At 67.8% G+C, this 20,516-nt stretch carries 15 protein-coding genes and 1 tRNA gene; 8 read left to right on the top strand and 8 right to left on the bottom strand.

The window, feature by feature from the left end:
* Positions 1-44: 44 nt before the first annotated feature.
* The 4 genes from ACQ66H_RS18830 to ACQ66H_RS18815 are packed head-to-tail and all read right to left on the bottom strand — an operon-like array spanning position 45 to position 2,960.
* Complete coding sequence (locus ACQ66H_RS18830; RefSeq protein WP_430435289.1) at positions 45-923, bottom strand: TraB/GumN family protein; 879 nt, start codon at positions 921-923, stop codon at positions 45-47.
* 3 nt (positions 924-926) lie between these two features.
* Positions 927-1,889 carry a Nudix family hydrolase gene (locus ACQ66H_RS18825; protein WP_430435288.1) on the bottom strand — a complete coding sequence of 321 codons (963 nt, stop codon included), beginning with the start codon at positions 1,887-1,889 and terminating at the stop codon, positions 927-929.
* Entirely contained in the window at positions 1,889-2,767 is an 879-nt protein-coding gene (locus tag ACQ66H_RS18820) for an ATP-binding protein (protein ID WP_430435287.1), read from the bottom strand. Before ACQ66H_RS18820 ends, ACQ66H_RS18825 begins: the two co-directional genes overlap by 1 nt.
* Entirely contained in the window at positions 2,754-2,960 is a 207-nt protein-coding gene (locus ACQ66H_RS18815) for a hypothetical protein (RefSeq protein WP_430435286.1), read from the bottom strand. Before ACQ66H_RS18815 ends, ACQ66H_RS18820 begins: the two co-directional genes overlap by 14 nt.
* Before the next feature lie 44 nt (positions 2,961-3,004).
* Between ACQ66H_RS18815 and mltA the strand changes: the two genes are divergently transcribed.
* Positions 3,005-4,303 carry a murein transglycosylase A gene (gene mltA, locus ACQ66H_RS18810; RefSeq protein ID WP_430435285.1) on the top strand — a complete coding sequence of 433 codons (1,299 nt, stop codon included), beginning with the start codon at positions 3,005-3,007 and terminating at the stop codon, positions 4,301-4,303.
* 265 nt (positions 4,304-4,568) lie between these two features.
* On the opposite strand, the gene ACQ66H_RS18805 is transcribed toward mltA, so the two are convergent.
* Together ACQ66H_RS18805 and ACQ66H_RS18800 are read right to left on the bottom strand one after the other, a co-directional pair.
* On the bottom strand, positions 4,569-5,492 hold the full coding sequence (locus ACQ66H_RS18805; RefSeq protein ID WP_430435284.1) for a ZIP family metal transporter: 924 nt from the start codon (positions 5,490-5,492) through the stop codon (positions 4,569-4,571).
* A gap of 49 nt (positions 5,493-5,541) precedes the next feature.
* Entirely contained in the window at positions 5,542-6,810 is a 1,269-nt protein-coding gene (locus ACQ66H_RS18800) for a dicarboxylate/amino acid:cation symporter (protein ID WP_430435283.1), read from the bottom strand.
* Positions 6,811-6,927: 117 nt separating this feature from the next.
* Between ACQ66H_RS18800 and ACQ66H_RS18795 the strand changes: the two genes are divergently transcribed.
* The 5 genes from ACQ66H_RS18795 to ACQ66H_RS18775 all read left to right on the top strand — a co-directional run bounded on the left by ACQ66H_RS18795 (position 6,928) and on the right by ACQ66H_RS18775 (position 17,519).
* Complete coding sequence (locus ACQ66H_RS18795; protein WP_430435282.1) at positions 6,928-7,590, top strand: S1 family peptidase; 663 nt, start codon at positions 6,928-6,930, stop codon at positions 7,588-7,590.
* Positions 7,591-7,742: 152 nt separating this feature from the next.
* Complete coding sequence (gene uvrA / locus ACQ66H_RS18790; RefSeq protein ID WP_430435281.1) at positions 7,743-13,286, top strand: excinuclease ABC subunit UvrA; 5,544 nt, start codon at positions 7,743-7,745, stop codon at positions 13,284-13,286.
* 244 nt (positions 13,287-13,530) lie between these two features.
* Positions 13,531-14,052 carry a hypothetical protein gene (locus ACQ66H_RS18785; protein ID WP_425763323.1) on the top strand — a complete coding sequence of 174 codons (522 nt, stop codon included), beginning with the start codon at positions 13,531-13,533 and terminating at the stop codon, positions 14,050-14,052.
* A 206-nt stretch (positions 14,053-14,258) separates the two neighbouring features.
* On the top strand, positions 14,259-14,780 hold the full coding sequence (locus ACQ66H_RS18780) for a PepSY domain-containing protein (RefSeq protein ID WP_430435280.1): 522 nt from the start codon (positions 14,259-14,261) through the stop codon (positions 14,778-14,780).
* 216 nt (positions 14,781-14,996) lie between these two features.
* The gene (locus ACQ66H_RS18775; protein ID WP_430435279.1) at positions 14,997-17,519 is read left to right on the top strand and encodes a chemotaxis protein CheW; all 2,523 of its coding nucleotides are present in this window, start codon (positions 14,997-14,999) and stop codon (positions 17,517-17,519) included.
* 61 nt (positions 17,520-17,580) lie between these two features.
* Here ACQ66H_RS18775 and ACQ66H_RS18770 read toward each other — a convergent pair.
* Positions 17,581-17,657: transfer RNA gene (locus tag ACQ66H_RS18770), tRNA-Met, on the bottom strand.
* Between the two features lie 102 nt (positions 17,658-17,759).
* Between ACQ66H_RS18770 and ACQ66H_RS18765 the strand changes: the two genes are divergently transcribed.
* Both ACQ66H_RS18765 and ACQ66H_RS18760 read left to right on the top strand, forming a co-directional pair.
* On the top strand, positions 17,760-18,926 hold the full coding sequence (locus ACQ66H_RS18765; protein ID WP_430435278.1) for a UbiH/UbiF family hydroxylase: 1,167 nt from the start codon (positions 17,760-17,762) through the stop codon (positions 18,924-18,926).
* Positions 18,927-18,974: 48 nt separating this feature from the next.
* Positions 18,975-19,688: a DsbC family protein gene (locus ACQ66H_RS18760; protein ID WP_430435277.1), complete on the top strand. Its 714-nt coding sequence runs from the start codon at positions 18,975-18,977 to the stop codon at positions 19,686-19,688.
* Between the two features lie 44 nt (positions 19,689-19,732).
* On the opposite strand, the gene ACQ66H_RS18755 is transcribed toward ACQ66H_RS18760, so the two are convergent.
* Entirely contained in the window at positions 19,733-20,512 is a 780-nt protein-coding gene (locus ACQ66H_RS18755; RefSeq protein WP_430435276.1) for a FecR family protein, read from the bottom strand.
* Positions 20,513-20,516 lie beyond the last annotated feature (4 nt).

Genomic DNA, 20,516 nt, shown 5'->3' with positions numbered 1-20,516 from the left:
TTCATCGTGTCTGGATTACGGCACGATTGTTAAAAACTGGAGCGTCAAGTCACTGATTCGATTCGACAGCCGGCCGCAGCGAGGCGCGCGAGCACGCCGTCGGGGCCTGCAAGGTGGGAGGCGCCGAAGGCGGCAAACACGCCGCCGGCCTGAATTTCCGGCAGCAGCCGCTCGGCGAAGCGGGCGTTGCGCGCGCCGAGCAGGGACTGCATGAACAGGCGAGCATGCTCGCGCAGCGCCGGGTCTTCGGACATCAGCCCGCTGTTGATGCGCGACAGTTCGCCCACCTCGCCGGCCAGCCAGGCGACGGTCATCGGTTCGATGGCGGCCTGCAGGCGGTCGTGCCGGCGCGCGGCGTCGATCAGCAGCGCGATCTGGGTCTTCTCCGGCAGCAGCGCGATGGCGTCTATCTGTTCCTGCACCTGTTCCAGCGGCCGCACGGCCACCTTCTGCGCGCGCGCCAGCGCGATCAGCGCCTCGTCGAGCGAAGGTTGCTGCGCGGCCACCGGTTGCAGCAGCGTCAGCAGCGCCGCCCACGGGCGCAGGCGCACCGCGATCCGCGAATCGACGCCGTGCAGCGCCAGCATCGTTTCGATGCGCGGCCACTTCGCCCGGCCGACCCGGCGCGGCAGGTCGTCGCTGCCATAGACGCTGGCCGCCTGGTAGATGGACACCGCCTCGGCGTCGGTCACCAGTTCCGGCATGAAAAGACGGGCCTCGGCAATGCGCGCGCGCAGCGGCGCCGCGCGCGCCAGTACGCGCGGGTCACCACTGTGCAGCGTGCCGTACAGGTGGCTCACCGGCGCGTCGCCGCTGCGCACCGCCCACAGCAGCCCGCGCGAATAATCCGCTTCCGCCGCGCGCAGTCGCGACGGCAGGGCGGCGAGTGCGGCCAACTGCAGAAGGAAGCGGCGGCGATCCATTGTTTACAGCACCCAGGCGCCGCGGATGGCGGCGATGCCGTGCGCGCCGCAGTCGTGGGCGCGCGCGAGATGGCTGTCGTCGAGGCCGCCGATGGCGAACACCGGCAGCGGGCTGCCAGCGACCAGCGCCGCGAGGCCGTCCCAGCCCAATGTGTCGCCCCCCGGGTGGCTGGCGGTCGGCAGCACCGAACCGGCGACCGCGTAGTCCAGGCCCAGGCGAACCGCCTGCGCCAGCTCGTCCGCCGTGTGGCAGGAGGCGCCGACCCACTCGAAATCGGGCCGCGCGGCGAGCCCCGCCAGCTGGGTGGCCTTCAGGTGCACGCCGTCGGCGCCGAGCTCTTTCGCCATATCGGCGCTGCCATTCAGCACCACCGGACAGCCATGCTCGTGCGCAATCCGTATCGCCTCGCGCGCAAAGCCGAGCACTGGCGCGTCGAGCACCGGCTCACGGATCTGCAGCAGCAGCTGGCCGCGGCGGCAGGCCTGGTGGATCGCGTCGAGCTGGGCGGCGGCGCCGATCTGGAAGGCGTGCGTCACCGCCATGCGCTGCGGCAGGCGCAGCGATTTCATCACCGGGCCGTTGGCCGGCAGCATCGGCGACACGGTGAGCGCATCGGCGGTCTGCCAGGCCAGCGCGCTGTGCACGTGGTCATGCACGCGGCCGCTCCAGCGCTCGACGCGGAAAAAATGCAGCCGCACGTGCGCGTGCTCGTATTCGTGAGTCAGCGTGATCCACGGCGTGCAGCGCTCGACGCGGATGCCCAGTTCCTCGTCCAGTTCGCGCTTCAGCGCGTTGACCGGCGCCTCGCCCTTTTCCACCTTGCCGCCCGGAAATTCCCAGTAGCCCGGGTAGAAGGTGCCGGGCGCGCGCTGGCCGAGCAGGAATTCCCGGCCCTCAGTGTGGCCCTGAGGTCCGTCGCGGAAGATGACGGCGGCCGCCACGGCCACCTGCTTGCGTTCGCTCATTACTTGCCCCGCGCGGCGTGCTGGCCGGCCCAGTCGCGCGCGAACTGCCAGGCGACGCGGCCGCTGCGGGCGCCGCGTTCGAGCGACCACAGCAGTGCGGCGCTGCGCGCGGCTTCGATGTCGGCCGCGCTCAGGCCGAATCTTTTGAGCCAGTGGTTCACGATGTTCAGGTAGGCGTCCTGGTCGAAGGGGTAGAAGGACAGCCACAGCCCGAAACGTTCGGACAGCGACACCTTTTCCTCGATTGCTTCGCCCGGATGCACCTCGCCGTTGACGTGCTTCGCCTCACGGTTTTCCGAAAAGTACTCGGGCATCAGGTGGCGCCGGTTCGACGTCGCGTAGATGAGCACGTTGTCGAGCACCGCCGACACCGAACCGTCAAGGATGCTCTTCAGCACCTTGTAGCCCGGTTCGCCGGATTCGAAGGACAGGTCGTCGCAGTAGATGATGAAGCGCTCGGGCCGGCTGGCGATCAGGTCGGTGATGTCCGGCAGGTCGGTCAGGTCGTCGCGGTCAACCTCGATCAGGCGCAGGCCCTTCTTCGCGTACTCGTTCAGCAGCGCCTTCACCAGCGAGCTCTTGCCGGTGCCGCGGGCGCCGGTCAGCAGCACGTTGTTGGCCGGTTTGCCGTTGACGAACTGCTGCGTGTTGGCCTTGATGCGCGCCTTCTGCACGTCGATGTCGCGCAGGTCCGTCAGGCGCAGCTTGTGCGGATGGGCGACCGCCTCCAGCCGGCCGCGGCCATTGCTGCGACGCCAGCGGAAGGCGATCGCCTTCCAGTCCGGCTCGACCGGTGCCGGCGGCAGAATCTGCTCCAGCCGGTCGAACAGCGCGTGCGCACGCGCGATCAGGCTTTCGAAACCATCACGGCTGTTCACGGTCACCCTCCTTGTCGCCGGACGGGGTGGCGCGGGCGTCGTCGGCGGAGTCCTTTTCCTTCTTGGGCAGGGTCCACCACAGGATGAACAGGAAAAGCGCCAGCGCGGTGCCGGCTTCGAGCAGGAATAACCACATGGGAATGAAGCTTTCGTTGTCGTCGCACCCGTCTGTCGGGCGGGTGCTCGTTATCATTGCGCACTCGGCGCTCGCGGGCGCACCAATCTAAATAAATCCCGATGTTCCAGCAAATCCGCCTGCGCAGTGCAGGTGTCCTGATGTGTATGTCGCTGCTGCTGGCAGCCTGTGCCGGCACGCCGAAGCCGGCGCCCCGTGTGGAACCGGCGCCGGTCGCCGCCCCGGTGTGTCCGCCCGCGCCGCAGCCGGTGCCGCAGAGCTGTCCGGCATGCCCGGCCTGCGCCGCCTGCCCGGTGTGCCCGCCACCGCCGGCTCCCGAGGCGAAGCCGCTGCCGCCGAAGCTGGTGCCGGCCGACTGGGCCGCGCTCGAAGGCTGGAGCGACGACGACCTGCGCGAATCGCTGCCGTCGCTGCGCGCCTCGTGCAGCGCGGTGGCGAACAAGCCGGGCTGGGCCGAGCCCTGCGCCGCACTGGTCATGCTCGATGCGACAGACCGCGCCGCGGTGCGTGCGTTCTACGAATCCTTCTTCCGCCCCTGGCAACTGCTCAATGGCGACGGCAGCGACCAGGGCCTGGTCACCGGCTATTACGAACCGCTGCTGAAGGCGAACCGCACGCGCGGCGGCACTTATCGGTATCCGATCCATGCGGTTCCGGACGACCTGCTGGTGATCGATCTGGCCAGCGTGCATCCCGACCTGAAGAACATGCGGCTGCGCGGCCGGCTGGACGGACGCAAGGTCGTGCCCTACTGGACGCGCGCCGAACTGGACGCCCGCGCCGCCGAACTCGACCGCAAGGCGCTGTTCTGGGCGGCCGACGCGATCGACGTGTTCTTCCTGCAGGTGCAGGGCTCCGGGCAGGTGGAATTGCCGGACGGCAGCCGGGTGCGCGTCGGTTATGCCGACCAGAACGGCCACCCCTACCAGTCCATCGGCCGCTGGCTGGTGGACCAGGGCGAACTGAAACTCGAACAGGCGTCGATGCAGGGCATACGCGAATGGGCGCGCGCCAATCCGTCGCGCGTCGCGACGATGATGGCGGCCAATCCGAGCTATGTGTTCTTCCGCGAACTGCCGATAGGCAAGCAGGCGCCCGGCCTGCCCGAAGGCCCGCTCGGCGCGCTCGGCGTGCCGATCGCCGGCGGCCGCGTCATCGCCATCGATCCGCGTAGCGTGCCGCTCGGTGCGCCGGTGTGGCTGGATACGACGCGCCCGAACAGCAGCCAGCCGTTGCGCCGGCTCATGATGGCGCAGGACACCGGCGGCGCCATTAAGGGCGGCGTGCGCGCTGACTTCTTCTGGGGTTTCGGGCCGGAGGCCGGCGCACAGGCGGGGAGGATGAAGCAGCAGGGCAGGATGTGGGTGCTGCTGCCGAACGGCGTGACGCCGGGGAACTGAGGGGGGCGAGCCGGGCTTCCGTGGGAGCGAGCTTGCTCGCGACAGCGGCCTGAATCGAAGCCCGCGGCCTGTCGGAGCCGCATCGCGACCAGAGGTCGCTCCCACAAGAGAAGCACTCCCGGATCGCCGCCGGAGCGGGGCTTTTGTTGGAGCGAGCTTGCTCGCGACAGCGGCCTGAATCGAAGCCCGCGGCCTGTCGAAGCCGCATCGCGACCGGAGGTCGCTGCCACAAGAACACCCCCCGATGGCCACCGGTGCCAGGCCTTCAACCCAGGGTCGTATCAAGCACCATCATCACCATGAAGCCCGCCATCAGCCCCAGCGTGGCCGCTTTTTCGTGGCCGTTGCGGTGGGTTTCCGGGATGACTTCGTGCGACACCACGAAAATCATCGCGCCGGCGGCGAGGCCGAGCCCGCCGGGGTAGAACAGCGCGAAGCTGCTCGATAGCCCGACGCCGATCAGCGCGCCCAGCGGTTCCATGAAGCCGCTCAGCGCGGCGATGCCCACCGCCTTCAGCGGCGACATGCCGACCGCGCGCAGCGCGACCGCGACGGCGAGGCCTTCCGGGATGTCCTGTATCGCGATCGCGGTTGACAGCGGCAGGCCGACCGCCATGTCCGCCTGCGAGAAGGACACGCCCATCGCCATGCCTTCCGGCAGGTTGTGCAGCGCGATCGCATTGACGAACAGCCAGACGCGGCCCATCCGCGTTTCCGGACCGCAGCTGCCGCAGTGCTCGTGCTCGTGCGGCGTCATCGCGTCGAGCATCATCATCAGCCAGACGCCGAGCGCCATGCCGGTGACCACCACCGCTGCGCCCAGGCTGCGCGAGCCGGTCAGGTCTTCGCCGGCGGCCAGGCCGGGCACGATGAGCGAGAAGGAGGAGGCGGCCAGCATCATGCCGGCGCCGAAGCCGAGCAGCACGTCGGAACCGCGCTGACCGAGCGAGCGCAGGCCCAGTGCGGGTGCCGCACCGATGGCGGTGGCTGCGAAGCCGGCCAGCCCGGCCATCAGGCCCAGGTGCATGGCCTGCGGCGTGCGCGAGTCGGCGAAGGCCCAGGACAGCAGGGCCAGCACGGCCGCCAGCCCGATCATCAGCAGGAACTGCAGCGACGGGTCGAGCCGCATCCAGGGGAAGAGCGGGCCGGGGCGCGGTGCGTCCGGCGAGGTGGCGGGGGTCGGGTCCATGGCGGTCATCGCAAAGGCGTGTTCGTGCACTGCATCATAAATGCGCGCCTCAGGCGCGCACCTCAAGATTCGCTGGATCGTGAGGCGCGTCTGCGCCGGCGACGTGGTTGACCACGATGCTGCCGACGATATCGCCCTCCACATTGACCACCGTGCGGACCGCATCGAGCAGCCGGTCTATCGGCAGCAGGATGGCGATCGCCTCGGCCGGCAGCCCGACCGACTGCAGCACCATCACCATGGTCACCATGCCGGCACTCGGAATGCCCGGTGCGCCGACCGCAGCCAGCATCGACATCACGCAGACCACGATCTGCTGACCGGCGCTCAGTTCGATGCCGACCAGACTGGCGATGAACAGCGCCGCGGCGGCCTCGTACAGCGCCGTGCCGTCCATATTCATCGTCGTGCCGACCGGCACGACGAAGCCGACGGTGGCCGGGCGCACGCCGAAGTTCTGCTGCGTCACGCGCATCGTGATCGGCATCGTCGCCGAACTGGAGCTGGTGGCCAGCGCGGTGATGAAGGATTCGCGACCGCCGCGCCACAGCGCCAGCGGTGTCACGCGGGTGATCAGCCACAGCAGGCCGGGCAGCACGATCACGCCGTGCAGCAACGTGGTGCCGAGCACGACCGCGACGAAGCGGGCCATCGTTTCGAGCAAGGCGACATCCTGCGTGGCGATCAGTCTGGCCAGCAGCGCGGCGATGCCCCAAGGGGCCAGTTTCATGATGGCGCCGACGATGCGCAGCGACAGGTCCTGCATCTCTTCCATGCCGCGATTGATGATCGGGTAGCGGTCGCCCGCCTGCACCAGTGCGACGCCCAGGATGAGCGCGAACACGACCAGCGCGACGATATCGCCGCCGGCCAGTGCGGAGAACGGGTTCTTGAACAGACCGGTCAGAAACTGCTGGACGAAATCGGGAAATGGCAGCTGCTTTGCCTGGAAGCCGGCCAGCGCGTCGGCGAACATGTCGAGGTGCATGCCTGCCCCCGGCTTGAATACATTCGCCGCCGTGATGCCGAGAATGACCGCGATGGTGACGGTGAGCAGGTAGAACAGCAGCGTGGTCACCCAGACGCGGCGGATGTTGCCGTGCTCGCGCAGGTGGGCCACACCGACCACGATGGACGAGAACACCAGCGGCACCAGCACCATCTTCAGCAGCGCGATGAAGATGCCGCCGATCAGCCCGGCGAGGTACAGCCCCTGCACGCGCGTCGCGGCATCGTCCGGTAGCGCGCCGAGGGCAAGGCCAAGACCGGCGCCGATCAGTGCGCCGAGCAGGATTTGCGTGTTCATCGTCAGCCGCATGCGCTTTTTCTCCGCGATTTTTCCCGACCATACCACTGGCGCCCAACGATGAAACCAAGTGCGTGAGCCGCAGTCGGAAGCGCAGCCAGCGTTTCAGCCTGCCGACCGGAGCCCGCCATGAGAACAACGATCACCGCCCTCGGATTCGCCCTTGCCGCCTGTTCGGCGCAGGCGATGAACATCGCCACCGCCATCCAGACCACGGTGCGGGTGCAGGCGGAACAGCCGGACGGATCGATCTCGATCGGCAGCGGCGTCGTGCTGCCGGGGCAGCGGGTGGCGACCGCCTGTCACGTGATCGCCGGCGCGAAGTCGCTGAAGGCCAGCTATCAGTACGTGGCGAAGCCGGCCAGCGTGGTTCGTCGCGACGACTGGCGCGACCTGTGCGTGCTGTCGGTGCCGGAACTGGCGGCACCGGCGGCGAAGATCGCCCGTGCCGGCGACCTGAAGCCGGGTGACCGGCTGCTCGGCTTCAACGGCGCCTACGGCGTCGATGTGCGTCTGCTGGTCGGTGCGCTGGACCGTACCTTCGCGATGGATGGCGCGCCGGTGATGCAGGTGAGCGTGCCCTTCGCCATCGGCGACAGCGGGGGCGGCCTGTTCAACGTGGCCGGCGAACTGGTGGGCATCCTCGCCTTCGTCGCGAAGACGGCGGGTGAGGAGCGCTACGCGATCCCGATCGAGTGGCTGGAGGCGGACATCGACGTCACGCGCACCGTGCCGTTCTGGCAGACCGCGCCGGCCGACATGCCAGACTTCCTGCGGCCGCAGGAACGCTGATTGCACGCGATCGCGGCCGCGGTTCCGACCCGCGACGCGCGGTCGGTGGTGCATCGCGGGCGGCGCCGCGCCTGCAGAATCCGTCGTCGCTGCTAAGCTCGCGGCCAACTCACTGAATTCCGTCCATCGTGTCCCGCAAAAGCTATCGTCCCGTGGCAGCAGTGCCCGAAGCCGCCATCCGCCTGCGCGGTGTGCGGCAGAACAATCTGAAGAACCTCGACGTCGATTTTCCGCTCGGCAAGCTGACGGTCGTGACCGGCGTGTCCGGTTCCGGCAAGTCCTCGCTGGTGTTCGACACGCTGTACGCCGAAGGCCAGCGCCGCTACGTCGAAACCTTCTCGCCCTACGCGCGGCAGTTCCTGGACCGCATGGACGCGCCGCAGGTGGACCGCATCGAAGGCGTGCCACCGGCGATCGCGATCGACCAGACCAATCAGGTGCGTACCTCGCGCTCGACGGTCGGCACGATGACTGAGCTGAACGACCATCTGAAGCTGCTGTTCGCCCGCGTGTCCACGCTCCACTGCCGCTGCTGCGGCAAGCCCGTGCAGGCCGACACGGCCGACCGCATCGCGCAGCGGATAGTCGAACGCGCCGCCGCAGCGGGCGACCCGCGACTGGCGGTGACGGCGCCGGTCACCGTGCCCGACAACTTCACCGACGCCGAGGTGCAGGGCTGGCTGGAGCGCCAGGGCTATACCCGCATCCAAGCGCGCGACGGCACTGTGCTGCACGTGGTGCAGGACCGCTTCCGCGCCGGCAACGCTGGCGAGTCGCGCATCGCCGAGGCGGTCGAGGCGGCGCTGAAGCTCGGCCACGGCCGCATGCACGTGCAACTGCTCGACGGCGAAGGCGAACGCTGGGCCTTCTCGAACACGCTGCACTGCGCCGACTGCGATATCGCCTACAGCCCGGCCATGCCGGCCACCTTCTCGTTCAATTCGCCGATCGGTGCCTGCGAAACCTGCCGCGGCTTCGGCCGTGTCATCGGCATCGATTTCGGTCTGGTCATTCCGGACGGCCGCAAGACGCTGCGCGGTGGCGCGGTGAAGCCGTGGCAGACCGAGTCCTACAGCGAATGCCAGACTGACCTGGAAAAGCTGGCGCCGAAGTACGGCGTGCCGCTGGATGTACCGTTCAACGAATTGTCAACCGAGCACCGGCAGTGGGTGCTCGAAGGCGATCCGAAGTGGAAGAGCTGGCAGAAGTCCTGGCCCGGTACCTGGTACGGCGTGCGTCACTTCTTCGAGTGGCTGGAAACCAAGGCCTACAAGATGCACATCCGCGTGCTGCTGTCGCGCTACCGGGCCTACACCGAGTGCCCGGCCTGCGGGGGCAGCCGGCTCAAGCCGGACGCGGCACTGTGGAAGATCGAAGGGCATTCCATCCACGATCTGATGCGTTGGCCGGTGGTGAAACTGCGCGCGCTGATGGACACGCTGGACCTGCCGCCGCCGCTGGATTCGGCCACTGAGGAACTGATGGCGGAAATCCGCACCCGGCTCGGCTATCTGTGCACCGTCGGGCTGGGCTATCTGAACCTCGACCGGCAGTCGCGCACGCTGTCCGGCGGCGAGGTGCAGCGCATCAACCTCACCACCGCGCTCGGCACCTCGCTGGTGAACACGCTGTTCGTGCTGGACGAACCGTCGATTGGCCTGCATCCGCGCGACATGGAGCGGGTGATCGGCGTGATGCAGCGGCTCAAGGGCGCAGGCAACACGCTGGTGGTGGTCGAGCACGACCCGCAGATCATGCGTCACGCCGACCGCCTGCTCGACATCGGCCCGGGTGCCGGCACGCGCGGCGGGCAGATCGTGTTCGACGGCGCGCCCGCCGCCATGGCCGGCGCCGACACGTTGACCGCCGATTACCTGGCCGGCCGCCGCAAGGTCGATGCCGCGCTCGGCAGCCGCCGGCCGGTCGATGCCGCTACGCCGCGTCTGGTGCTGCGTGGCGCCCGTGCGCACAACCTGAAGAACGTCAACATCGCCATCCCGCTCGGCCGTCTGGTCGCGGTGACCGGCGTGTCCGGCTCAGGCAAGTCCACGCTGATCCAGGATGTGCTGCACCCGGCACTGCTGAAGCACTACGGCCGGCCGACCGAAACGGCCGGCGAGCACGACGCGCTCGAAGGGCTGGAACACATCGCCGACGTGGTCATGGTGGACCAGTCGCCGATCGGCAAGAGTGCGCGCTCCAACCCGGTCACCCACGTCGGCGCCTTCGACCCGGTACGCGAACTGTTCGCGCTGCAGGCCGAGGCGAAACAGCGCGGCTACACCGCCGGCACCTTCTCGTTCAACGCCGGCAAGGGCCGTTGCCCGACCTGCGGCGGCACCGGTTTCGAACACGTCGAAATGCAGTTCCTGTCCGACGTGTATCTGCGCTGCCCGGACTGCGACGCGACACGCTACCGCGCCGAGGTGCGCGAAATCAGGCTCGACGGCCGAAGCATTTCCGACGTGCTGGCGATGACCGTGCGCGACGCGCTGGACTGGCTGCGCGATCTGGCCGATCTCGAACCCAAGCTGCGCCGCCACGCCGACAACGCGGTGGCCGGCCTGCAGGCGCTGGTCGATGTCGGCCTCGATTACGTGACGCTGGGCCAGCCGGTGCCCACGCTGTCGGGCGGCGAGGCGCAGCGGCTCAAGCTGGCTGGCTTTCTCGCCGAAGCGGCCAGCGTGAAGGGTTCGAAGGGCGCGCACAAGAGCGACGGCGGCAAGCTCTTCCTGCTCGACGAGCCGACCACCGGCCTGCACTTCGACGACATCGCACGCCTGCTCGGTGCCTTCGGCAAGCTGCTCGACGCCGGCCACACGGTGCTGGTGATCGAACACAACCTCGACGTGATCGCAGCCGCCGACTGGCTGATCGACCTCGGTCCGGAAGCGGGCGAGGACGGCGGCCAGCTCGTGTTCGAAGGCACGCCGGCGCAGATCACAGCGTGCGCCGCGTCGCACACCGGGCGCGCGCTGGCGGAATACCGCCTGGTGGATACCTTCTCGCTGGCCGCGCACGAGGTGGCGCCGGTCGAACAGCAGGACGCGGCGCACAGCGCGCTGCGCGCCCGCGCCGCGCACAGCATCGTCGTGCACCGCGCGCGCGAGCACAACCTGAAGAACATCGAGGTCAACATTCCGCGCGACCGCTTCACCGTGGTGACCGGCGTCTCCGGCTCCGGCAAGTCGACGCTGGCCTTCGACATCGTGTTCGGCGAAGGTCAGCGCCGCTACCTCGAATCGCTGAATGCCTACGCGCGCCAGTTCGTGCAGCCGGAGAGCAAGCCGGACGTCGATGGCGTGTTCGGCATTCCGCCGGCGGTGGCGATCGCGCAGCGCACCAGCCGCGGCGGGCGCAAGAGCACGGTGGCGACACAGACCGAGATCTATCATTTCCTGCGCCTGATGTACGTGAAGCTGGGCGTGCAGCACTGCCCGGACTGCGGCTGCGCGATCGCGCCGCAGAGCGAGGACGCGATGGTGGCGCGCATCCTGCGCGAGCGGCGGGGTCAGCACATCGGTCTGCTGGCGCCGCTGGTGATCAACCGCAAGGGTTATTACACCGAACTGGCGCGCTGGGCGAAGTCGCACGGCCACACCCATCTGCGCGTCGATGGCGAATTCCTGCCGACCGCGCCGTGGCCGCGGCTGGATCGCTTCAAGGAACACACGATAGAACTGCCGATCCGCGATTTCGTCGTGAACGAACGCGACGAGCGCACGCTGCGCGACGCGGTGCGGCAGGCGCTCGAACATGGCAAGGGCGTGTTGCACCTGATGTCGCCGCTGGACCGACTGGGCCAGCCGGACGCGCCGGTGCCGACCGTCGAGGTGTACTCGACCCAGCGCGCCTGCCCGAGCTGCGGCACCGGTTTCGCCGAACTCGATCCGCGCCTGTTTTCGTTCAACTCGAAGCATGGCTGGTGCCCGAAGTGCATGGGCACCGGCCTCAAGCTGCAGGGCTTCGACGCGGAACAGACCGGCGAAGAAGCGACCTGGAACGAGTGGCAGGACGGCGAGCCGGAAGAATGCCCGGCCTGCCATGGCGAGCGGCTGAACCCGGTTGCGCGTAATGTGAAGCTGTTCGGCCAGTCCATCGCGCAGCTGAGCGCGCAGCCGGTGTCGGCACTGCAGTCGGCGATGGCCGGTTGGTCGCTCGAAGGCCGCGAAGGCGAGATTGCGCGCGACGTGATCGCGGAGCTGAACAGCCGGCTGCACTTCCTCAGCGAAGTCGGACTTGGCTATCTGTCGCTGGACCGCGCCGCACCCACGCTGTCGGGTGGCGAGGCGCAGCGCATCCGGCTCGCTGCCCAGCTCGGCTCCAACCTGCGCGGCGTCTGCTATGTGCTGGACGAACCGACCATTGGCCTGCATCCGCGCGACAACCAGGTGCTGCTCGACACGCTGGTGAAGCTGCGCGACAAGGGCAATACGCTGCTGGTGGTCGAGCACGACGAGGACACGATTTTGCGCGCCGACCACGTGATCGACCTCGGCCCGGGCGCCGGGCGGCTCGGCGGCGAGGTGATCGCCGAAGGCCACGCCAGCGATCTGGCGAAGAAGCCGGAATCCATCACCGGCCGTTTCCTTGCCCGTCCGCTGGACCACAGTTTCAAACCGCGGCGTCCGGTCGCCGACGACACGCCGTCGCTGCTCGTACGCGGCGCCACGCTGCACAACCTGAAGGGCATGGACGTGCGGGTGCCGCTCGGCCGGCTGGTGGTGATGACCGGCGTGTCCGGCTCCGGCAAGTCGTCACTTGCGCGCGACGTGCTGCGTGACGGCGTGGCGCAGCGGCTGAACGACCCGAAGGCTGCGCTCATCGGCTGCACCGACATCGAAGGCTGGGGCGCGCTCGGCCGCGTGCTCGAGGTTGACCAGACGCCGATCGGCAAGACGCCGCGTTCCTGCCCGGCGACCTATATCGGTTTCTGGGACGCGATACGCAAGCTCTACGCCGACACCCAGGACGCGCGCGAACGCGGCTTCACTGCCGCGCGCTTCTCGTTCAATACCGGCCCCGGTCGCTGCCCGGTGTGCGAGGGCCAGGGGCTGCGGCAGATCGAAATGTCCTTCCTGCCCGACGTGCGCGTGCTGTGCGAAGCATGCAACGGCGCGCGCTTCAATTCGGAAACGCGCGCCGTCATCTGGCGCGGCAAGAGCATCGCCGACGTGCTGGCGATGAGCGTGGACGAGGCGGTCGAATTCTTCGCCGCCCACCGCAAGCTGGCCGACACGCTGAAGCTGATGCAGGAGGTCGGCCTCGGTTACCTCACATTGGGTCAGCACAGCCCCACGCTGTCCGGCGGCGAAGCGCAGCGCATGAAACTGGTGACCGAACTGGCCAAGTCGCCGGCCGACCCGAATGACCCCGCCAACGCGCGGCGGGGCCGCGGCAATCCGCACACGCTTTACGTGCTGGACGAACCGACCACCGGCCTGCACATGGCCGACATCGCCAAGCTGATCGGCGTGCTGCACCGGCTGGTCGATACCGGTCATTCGGTGGTGGTGATCGAGCACGATCTCGACCTGATGGCCGAGGCGGACTGGATCATTGACCTCGGTCCGGAAGGCGGTGACGGCGGCGGCCGGGTGGTGGCCGCCGGGGCTCCGGTCGATCTGCTGGCGCAGGCTGCCACATCGCACACCGCGCGCGAACTGGCGCGTTTCCGCGCCGCGCGGCATCGCTGACAAGGCGGACGCTCTCAGTGCCGGTCGGCCACTCGGGTCACCGACGTCGGCCGGCACCGCCGTCCGGCTTCGCCGATTCCTACAAGCCGGCTGACCGCCGCCAACCAGAATGCAGGGTGTGACAGCGGGTCCGGAGTCTGGCGCGCGTCCGGTAACGATTTGAAGCATGTCGATTACACGTGGCAGTCTGCGCCCAGCCCTCCGCACCCGTTGAAATCACTGTTCACTACGCGGAGACACGACGATGAAAAAGATGATGATGACTGCCGCTCTGGCCCTGTCCGCGCTGCCGGCGCTGGCCGCCGACGTCGGTGTGTCGATCTCGATCGGACAGCCCGGCTTCTATGGCCATATCGACATCGGCGACTACTACCCGCGCCCGCGTCTGATCTATCCGCAGCCGGTGGTCATCGTGTCCGGCCCGCATCTGCCGCCGCCGGTCTATATGCACGTACCGCCGGGCCATGCCAAGAACTGGCGCAAGTACTGCGGTCGTTACGAGGCCTGTGGCCGCCCGGTCTACTTCGTGCAGGACAGCTGGTACAACGACGTCTATGTACCGCGCTACCGCGAGCGTCACGCCTATCGCGAGGTGCGCCACGATCATCACGACGGGCATCAGCATTACGATCGGCACGACCGCGACGATCACCGCCGTGGCGGCTACGACGATCACCGCGGCGGCAAGCACGACAAGGGCGGACGTGGGCACGGCGGCGGTCCGGGCAACGGAAATGGCAACGGCAATGGCCGGGGGCGCGATTGATTGGTGCGGGTGCACACTGTTCGACCCGGGAACACTGTGTGCCGGGAAACAGGGATATTTTCCCGGTATGACCGGGAAAATATCCCAATTTGTCACCCTTCTGAGCGGCTTCCGGGAAACTTTCCCGGGCGAGGGCTAGACTTCGGATACTGCAGCGCAACACGCTGCGGACCCCATTCTGGCATACCGAAAAAGGAGAACACACCATGAAGAGCGCTCACCTGCTGGCTACCCTGCTCATCACTGCCGGCGTTGCCGCGCCGGCATTCGCGGAGCATCACATGCCGAAGACCTCGGCAGGTCTCGAGAAGTGCATGAAGGCGGCTCTGAAGGCCAAGGCCGGCCAGATCATCAAGGTCGAACTGAAGAAGGAAGCCGGCGAAGGTTACATCTACGAATTCGATATCGAGACGCCCGATGGCAAGGCGTGGGATGTCGAGTGCGCGGGCAAGTCGGGCAAGGTGGTCGAGGTCGAGGAAGAAGTGACCAAGGATCACCCGAAGTTCGCTGGCGCCAAGGTGAACGAGGCTGCGGCACGCGAGATCGCGCTTAAGAAGGTGCCGGGTGAGATCGTCGAGGTCGAGTACGAGATCGAACCGGACGGCAAGGGCTCTTACGAGTTCGACATCAAGACCGCCGACGGCAAGGAAGTGAAGCTTGAAGTCGATACCGAATCCGGCGAAGTGGTGTCACAGTCGGACGAGAAGTGGCAGATCGGCAAGGAGTGATGCCGGTCGGCAGGTCTGCGGCGCGGGCCTGAGAAACAGGGCGGTCACGACCGCCCTGTTTTTTTTGCCCTGCAACAGGGCGTGCTGCCTCTCCGAGACGCCGGGAGTGCGCCCAAGTGGTGCATTGATGCACCTGAAAAGTGATTTTCAATCAATTGCTTAACTTCCAGAGTTCGTTGCCGTTCTGAGCTGTAACCCACCAGAACGGAGCGACTGATGTACTGCCCGCAATCCTTGCTTCCACACATGCGCAGCGTGCTCGCCTGCGAGCGCGAACTGTCCGAACTGCGCTTCACCTGGCGACTGATCGAGACCACGGCCAAGATGGTCTGCCCGGCCGAGGCGAAAACCATCCTGCCGGCCATGGCCAGCACGCGCGAGGCCTTCGGGCGGCTGGAAACCGAACTGGTGCGTGCGCTGGCTGCCGAGAACGTCAACAAGGTGGTGCTGCAGATGCGTGCGAGGGCGCGCGCGGTCGTCGATGTGGTGGTGCGTAATCTGTACGAGCGCACGGCCGATGTCGGCTTTCTCGCGACCGACGACGACATCCGCAGTTTCCTGCGCGCCGACGCGACCGGCCGTGAGCGGCTGGAGGCGCGCCTGCACGAATACATCCGCAAGTACTCGGTGTACGACGCCATCTTCGTGCTCGATCTGCGCGGCGAGGTGCGTGCGGCGATCGGTGCGTCGCCTGAGACGACGGCCGGCGATCCGGCGCTGCTCGAACGCGCGCTCGCAGCCTCGGGTTACGTCGAACACTTCGGGCACTGCGCGCTGCTGCCGGGACGCGAGCGGGCGCTGGTGTACGCGCGACGCATCGACGATACCGACGGGCGGGCGCTTGGCGTGCTCTGTCTGTCCTTCCGTTTCGACGACGAAATGGCCGGCATCTTCCGTACCTTCCGTCGCCCGCGCGATCGGGCGGTCATGCTGCTGCTCGATGCCGACGGACACGTCATCGCCAGCAGCGATCCCGACCACGTGCCGCTGGGCCGCACACCGGAGGCCGCCACCGGCGCCCACGGTGCGCTGATCGACTTCGGCGGCCGCGAGTACATCGCCTGCACCTGCGAGGCGACCGGCTACCAGGGGTATGCGGGCCCGGGCTGGCGCGGCCATGTCATGGTGCCGGCCGAATCGGCCTTTCGCGAAGAGGCGGTCGCACTGCAGGGGGCGGGGGCACAGTCCTCCGGCCTGAACTGCAGCGAGCTGGCGGCCATTGAGGCGCAGGCGGGGGCGATCAAGGACGCGCTGAACCGGGTCGTCTGGAATGGTCAGGTGATGGCTGGCGGACGTCGTGGCGATTCGCTGAAGCTGAAGTCCATGCTGCAGCAGATCAGCGAAACCGGCGAGCGCATGCGTGCAGTGTTTTCGCGTGCGCTGGCCGCGCTGTCCGACACCATCATGTCGTTGACGCTGCAGGATCTGCAGTTCGTGTCGCGGCTGATGATGGACGTGATGGATCGCAATCTTTACGAGCGCGCCAACGACTGCCGCTGGTGGGCGCTGGCGCCGGCCTTGCGCGAGGCGCTCGCCAGCGGTCGCGGCGGCGCATCGCTCGGTGCACTGCTCGACGACATCAACCGGCTCTACACGGTGTACGACCGGCTGTTCGTCTATGGCGCAGACGGGCGCATCGTCGCCTCCAGCACGCTGTCCGGCGCGGCGGACGACACCATCGGCCGGCAGGTTGACGGGCGTGTCGTCGATGCGGTGAACCGGCTGACCAGCACGCAGAGCTATGCCGTGTCGCCCTTCGAAGCCAGTCCGCTGCATCGCGACGCGCCGACCTACATCTACCATGCGGCCATCCGCGCGCCGGCCGACGACACGCGCGTGGTCGGCGGCATCGGCATCGTGTTCGAATCGGCGCGCGAATTCAGGGCCATGCTGAGCGAGCTGCTGCCGGCGCGCGATGGCGTGTGGGCCGCCTTCTGCGAGCGCGATGGTCGCGTCGTCGCCAGCACGCGACCGAATCTCGCGCCGGGAAGCCGGCTGGATCTGGGCGAACTCGCCGTCGGTCTCGACGCAGGCGCCAGCCGACATGCCCTGATCGATTTCGACGGCGTGCGCCATATGGCCGGTGTTGCCCTGTCGGCGGGCTATCGCGAGTACAAGACTACCGGCGATTACCGCAACGATCTGGTCGCCGTCGTCGCGCTGGCGCTGCCGGAGGCCCCCGCGGCGGCCCGCGACACCGACGCCGGCCCGGGCGAAACCGAAGGCGGCGTCCGCCCGGGTGAGGGCGAGGAGTTCGCGGTGTTCCGCCTCGACGACCGGCACCTCGCGGTGAGCGCGAGCCAGGTGCTGGAGGCGGCCGACATCGATCGCGTACGCCGGATCGGCAGCGGCGAAGGACTGGTGGCCGGCGTGCTGCCGCTCGACGATGCGGGCGGGCTGGAACATGTGCCGGTGGTCAATCTGCGGGTGTTCTTCGACCTGCCGCGCGCCGACGGTCGCGGTCACGTCGTCGTCACGCACAGTGCGCGTGGTCGCCTCGGGCTGGTGGTGGACGATCTGATCAGCGTGACCGAGTGCGGCCCGAACGACATCCGGCCGGTGCCCGAGATGGTCGCCGGGCGCTTCCGCTGGCTCGACCGTCTCATCATCACCGGCCGCGACCGTCCGCTGGTGTCCGCACTCGACCTCGACGCGCTGTACGACATGCTGCGCGACCAGGTCCGCGGCGAGCTGTCGGACGCTGACTGCATGCTGCAGGACGAAGTGTTGAGTGCCTGATCGCGGGGGCAGGACGAAAAAAAGCCCGATCCGCGGATCGGGCTTTCTTCTGCAACCGGAGTGGTGGTGATGGGGGGACTTGAACCCTCGACCTACGGATTATGAATCCGTCGCTCTAACCAGCTGAGCTACATCACCACGCGAAAGGACGCGGATTGTCGTTTAGACACCGGTACTTGTCAAGGACGGCGCAGCGGCCGGACAATCGCGGGTTGATTTCTCCTGGATGGGTTCGCACAGATGCAGCGGGACCTTGAATTCGATGTGGTGGTGGTGGGTGCAGGCCTGCCCGGCCTCGCACTGTGCGCGGCCTTGCGCCGCTCGCAGTTGTCGGTGGCGCTGGTCGAGGGGCGCATGCCCGAGTGGCCGGTCGGTGGCTGGGACGCGCGGGTGTATGCGGTCAGTCCGTCGAGTGCGCGCTTTCTCGACGCGGTCGGCGCCTGGGCGCATCTGGACAGCGGCCGCCTGCAGCCGATGACGCGCATCGAGGTGTTCGGCGACCGCGGCGCGCGGCTCGACTTTTCCGCCTTCGACGTCGGTGTCGGCGAACTGGCGTGGATCGCCGAATCCAGCCTGATCGCGCGCGAACTGTGGGAAGGCGTCAAACGGCAGGCCAACGTGACACTGCTGTGTCCGGCGCGGCCGCTGTCGCTGACCGTCGCCGACGGTCGCTCGCGGCTGGCGCTGGAGGACGGTCGGGTGCTCGACGCCGCGCTGGTGGTCGGCGCCGATGGTGTCAATTCCTGGGTGCGCGCGCAGGCGGCGCTGGAAGCACGCCTCACCGATTACGAGGAACTGGGCGTCGTCGCCAACTTCCGCTGCGAGAAACCGCATCTGGGCACCGCCTGGCAATGGTTCAGGCCGGACGGCGTGCTGGCGTTCCTGCCGCTGCCCGATCAGCACATGTCCATGGTGTGGTCCGCACCGGAAGCGACCGCGCGCGAATTGCTGCAATACGACCCCGCTACGCTGGCGACGCAGGTGGCAGCGGCGGGCGACCACGTGCTCGGTGCGCTCGAACTGGTGACGCCGGCAGCGGGGTTTCCGCTGCGGCTGATGCAGGTGCCCAAGGTGGTTGCGCCCGGCGTCGCGCTGGTCGGCGACGCCGCGCATGCCATCCATCCGCTGTCCGGCCACGGCGTCAATCTGGGGTTTGCCGATGTGCGCGTGCTGGCCGAAGTGCTGGCGGACGCCGACCGCAGCGTGCTCGGCGACGTGCGTCTGCTGCGTCGTTACGGACGTAAGCGGGCGGAAGAGGTGAATGCGATGCAGCTCACCACGCACGCGTTGCACGAGCTGTTTCGGCCGCAGTGGCAGGCGCTGTCCTGGTTGCGCAACAGCGGACTGAACCTGACCCGGCGCCTGCCTGTCGTAAGGAATGCGCTGGTACGCTACGCACTCGGCTGAGTACTCACAACCGGCGCGCAATGATGCGCGCTCTCACAAGGAAACTACATGTCCATCAAGCACACCGCAGCGCTGCTGTGCGCACTGGCTGCATCGACCGCCTGGGCGGGGCCGGAAGACACGATCAAGGCCGCAGTCGAGTCCACGCTGGGCGCCGGTGCCAAGGTCGAAGGCGTCACCAAGACGCCGTATCTGGGTCTGTATGAAGTGCGCGTCGGCGGAGAGATCCTCTACACCGACGAGAAGGCGAACTACCTCATCCTCGGCGAAATCCTCGACGCGAAGACGCGCCAGAACATCACGCAGGCGCGCGTGAACCAGCTGTCGGCGATCAACTTCGCCGAGCTGCCGCTGGACGTCGCGATCAAGCAGGTGCGCGGCAACGGCAAGCGCGTCATCGCCACTTTCGAAGACCCGAACTGCGGCTACTGCAAGAAGCTGGCGAAGGAACTGCTGACGCTGAACGACGTGACCGTCTACACCTTCCTGACGCCGGTTCTCGGCCCGGATTCGCAGAAGAAGTCGGAAGCGATCTGGTGCGCCGGTGACCGCCAGAAGGCGTGGAGCGACTGGATGACCGCCAACGTCGCGCCGGCTGCCGCGTCTGCATCCTGCGACACCGCCGGTCTGCAGAAGTCGGTTGCGCTGGGCGAGAAGTACCGCGTGCGCGGCACGCCGACCATCTTCCTCAGCAATGGCGAGCGCATTCCGGGCTACGTGCCGGTGGCGCAGCTCGAAAAGCGCATGGCGGGCGTGAAATAAGGGCAGCCGCTGCCGGCGGGGGCCGTCGGCCCCGTGCCGGATGCTTACTGCACCGTGCAGGAGGCGTCCGAATCGCTGCCCAGGCCGGTGCTGCCATTCATGCCGGCCGGACCGGGGCGGGCCGCGGTGGACGAGGGCAACGACTCGTTCAGGCCCGGATTTTCGGGCAGCGGCTGCGGCGCCGATTTGCTGCTCGACACGACGCCCGCCTGACCGACTTCGAAGGTCTTGCTGCCGGCGTCGTTCTTCACTTCGATGCTGCCTTCCTCGACGTCGAACACCAGCGCCGGTTCGCCGGGTTTTCCGTCCTTTGCCTCCTCCAGCGCCTTGATGCAGGCGGGGTCATCCTTCGTATTCTCGTCGCACAACAGCATGCCGAAGCGCGTGCCGCGGATGCCAATCGTGGCCGTCACCGTGCTCGCGCGGTAGCCCTCGCGATTGCGTTTGCCGATCAGGCCGGTCACCGCACGCAGGCCGCCCTTGACCAGGCTGTACAGCAGGCTGTCCTTCTCGGGCTTCGCCTCGTCGAAGGCGTAGCCGTCAATCTTCACCTGGCTGCGTGGCTTCAGCGCGAGCGACGAGCCGTCACCGAATTCGATGCGCGCCACCGTGGTCTTTTCAGTGGTGATGACGTCGCCGGTGTAGATCGACGAATCGCGTCCGAGGATGCGCGTCTTGTTGTCGGCGGTCTGCACGTACATCGTGCCGGACAGATAGCTCACGCGGCCGGCGGCCGGTGTCGGCGTGGTCTGCGCAGCCAGTGGCGCGGCGACGAATGCCGCGGTCAGCACGAGCAGGCGAGGGTCGAGGGTGCGGGCGTTCATGGAC

It is taken from the genome of Methyloversatilis sp. (assembly GCF_965284615.1).
Taxonomy (GTDB): Bacteria; Pseudomonadota; Gammaproteobacteria; order Burkholderiales; family Rhodocyclaceae; genus Methyloversatilis.
Note: the sequence above shows the minus strand (reverse complement) of the source record. Positions and strands in the feature narration are given on the sequence as shown.

What these genes read in the sequence shown, in the direction of transcription:
- ACQ66H_RS18755 (WP_430435276.1), bottom strand. Translation starts at nt 20,512, where the DNA reads ATGAACGCCCGCACCCTCGACCCTCGCCTGCTCGTGCTGACCGCGGCA.
- ACQ66H_RS18760 (WP_430435277.1), top strand. Translation starts at nt 18,975, where the DNA reads ATGTCCATCAAGCACACCGCAGCGCTGCTGTGCGCACTGGCTGCATCG.
- mltA (WP_430435285.1), top strand. Translation starts at nt 3,005, where the DNA reads ATGTTCCAGCAAATCCGCCTGCGCAGTGCAGGTGTCCTGATGTGTATG.
- ACQ66H_RS18805 (WP_430435284.1), bottom strand. Translation starts at nt 5,492, where the DNA reads ATGGACCCGACCCCCGCCACCTCGCCGGACGCACCGCGCCCCGGCCCG.
- ACQ66H_RS18800 (WP_430435283.1), bottom strand. Translation starts at nt 6,810, where the DNA reads ATGCGGCTGACGATGAACACGCAAATCCTGCTCGGCGCACTGATCGGC.
- ACQ66H_RS18765 (WP_430435278.1), top strand. Translation starts at nt 17,760, where the DNA reads ATGCAGCGGGACCTTGAATTCGATGTGGTGGTGGTGGGTGCAGGCCTG.
- ACQ66H_RS18780 (WP_430435280.1), top strand. Translation starts at nt 14,259, where the DNA reads ATGAAGAGCGCTCACCTGCTGGCTACCCTGCTCATCACTGCCGGCGTT.
- ACQ66H_RS18815 (WP_430435286.1), bottom strand. Translation starts at nt 2,960, where the DNA reads ATGATAACGAGCACCCGCCCGACAGACGGGTGCGACGACAACGAAAGC.
- ACQ66H_RS18785 (WP_425763323.1), top strand. Translation starts at nt 13,531, where the DNA reads ATGAAAAAGATGATGATGACTGCCGCTCTGGCCCTGTCCGCGCTGCCG.
- ACQ66H_RS18830 (WP_430435289.1), bottom strand. Translation starts at nt 923, where the DNA reads ATGGATCGCCGCCGCTTCCTTCTGCAGTTGGCCGCACTCGCCGCCCTG.
- ACQ66H_RS18795 (WP_430435282.1), top strand. Translation starts at nt 6,928, where the DNA reads ATGAGAACAACGATCACCGCCCTCGGATTCGCCCTTGCCGCCTGTTCG.
- ACQ66H_RS18825 (WP_430435288.1), bottom strand. Translation starts at nt 1,889, where the DNA reads ATGAGCGAACGCAAGCAGGTGGCCGTGGCGGCCGCCGTCATCTTCCGC.
- ACQ66H_RS18775 (WP_430435279.1), top strand. Translation starts at nt 14,997, where the DNA reads ATGTACTGCCCGCAATCCTTGCTTCCACACATGCGCAGCGTGCTCGCC.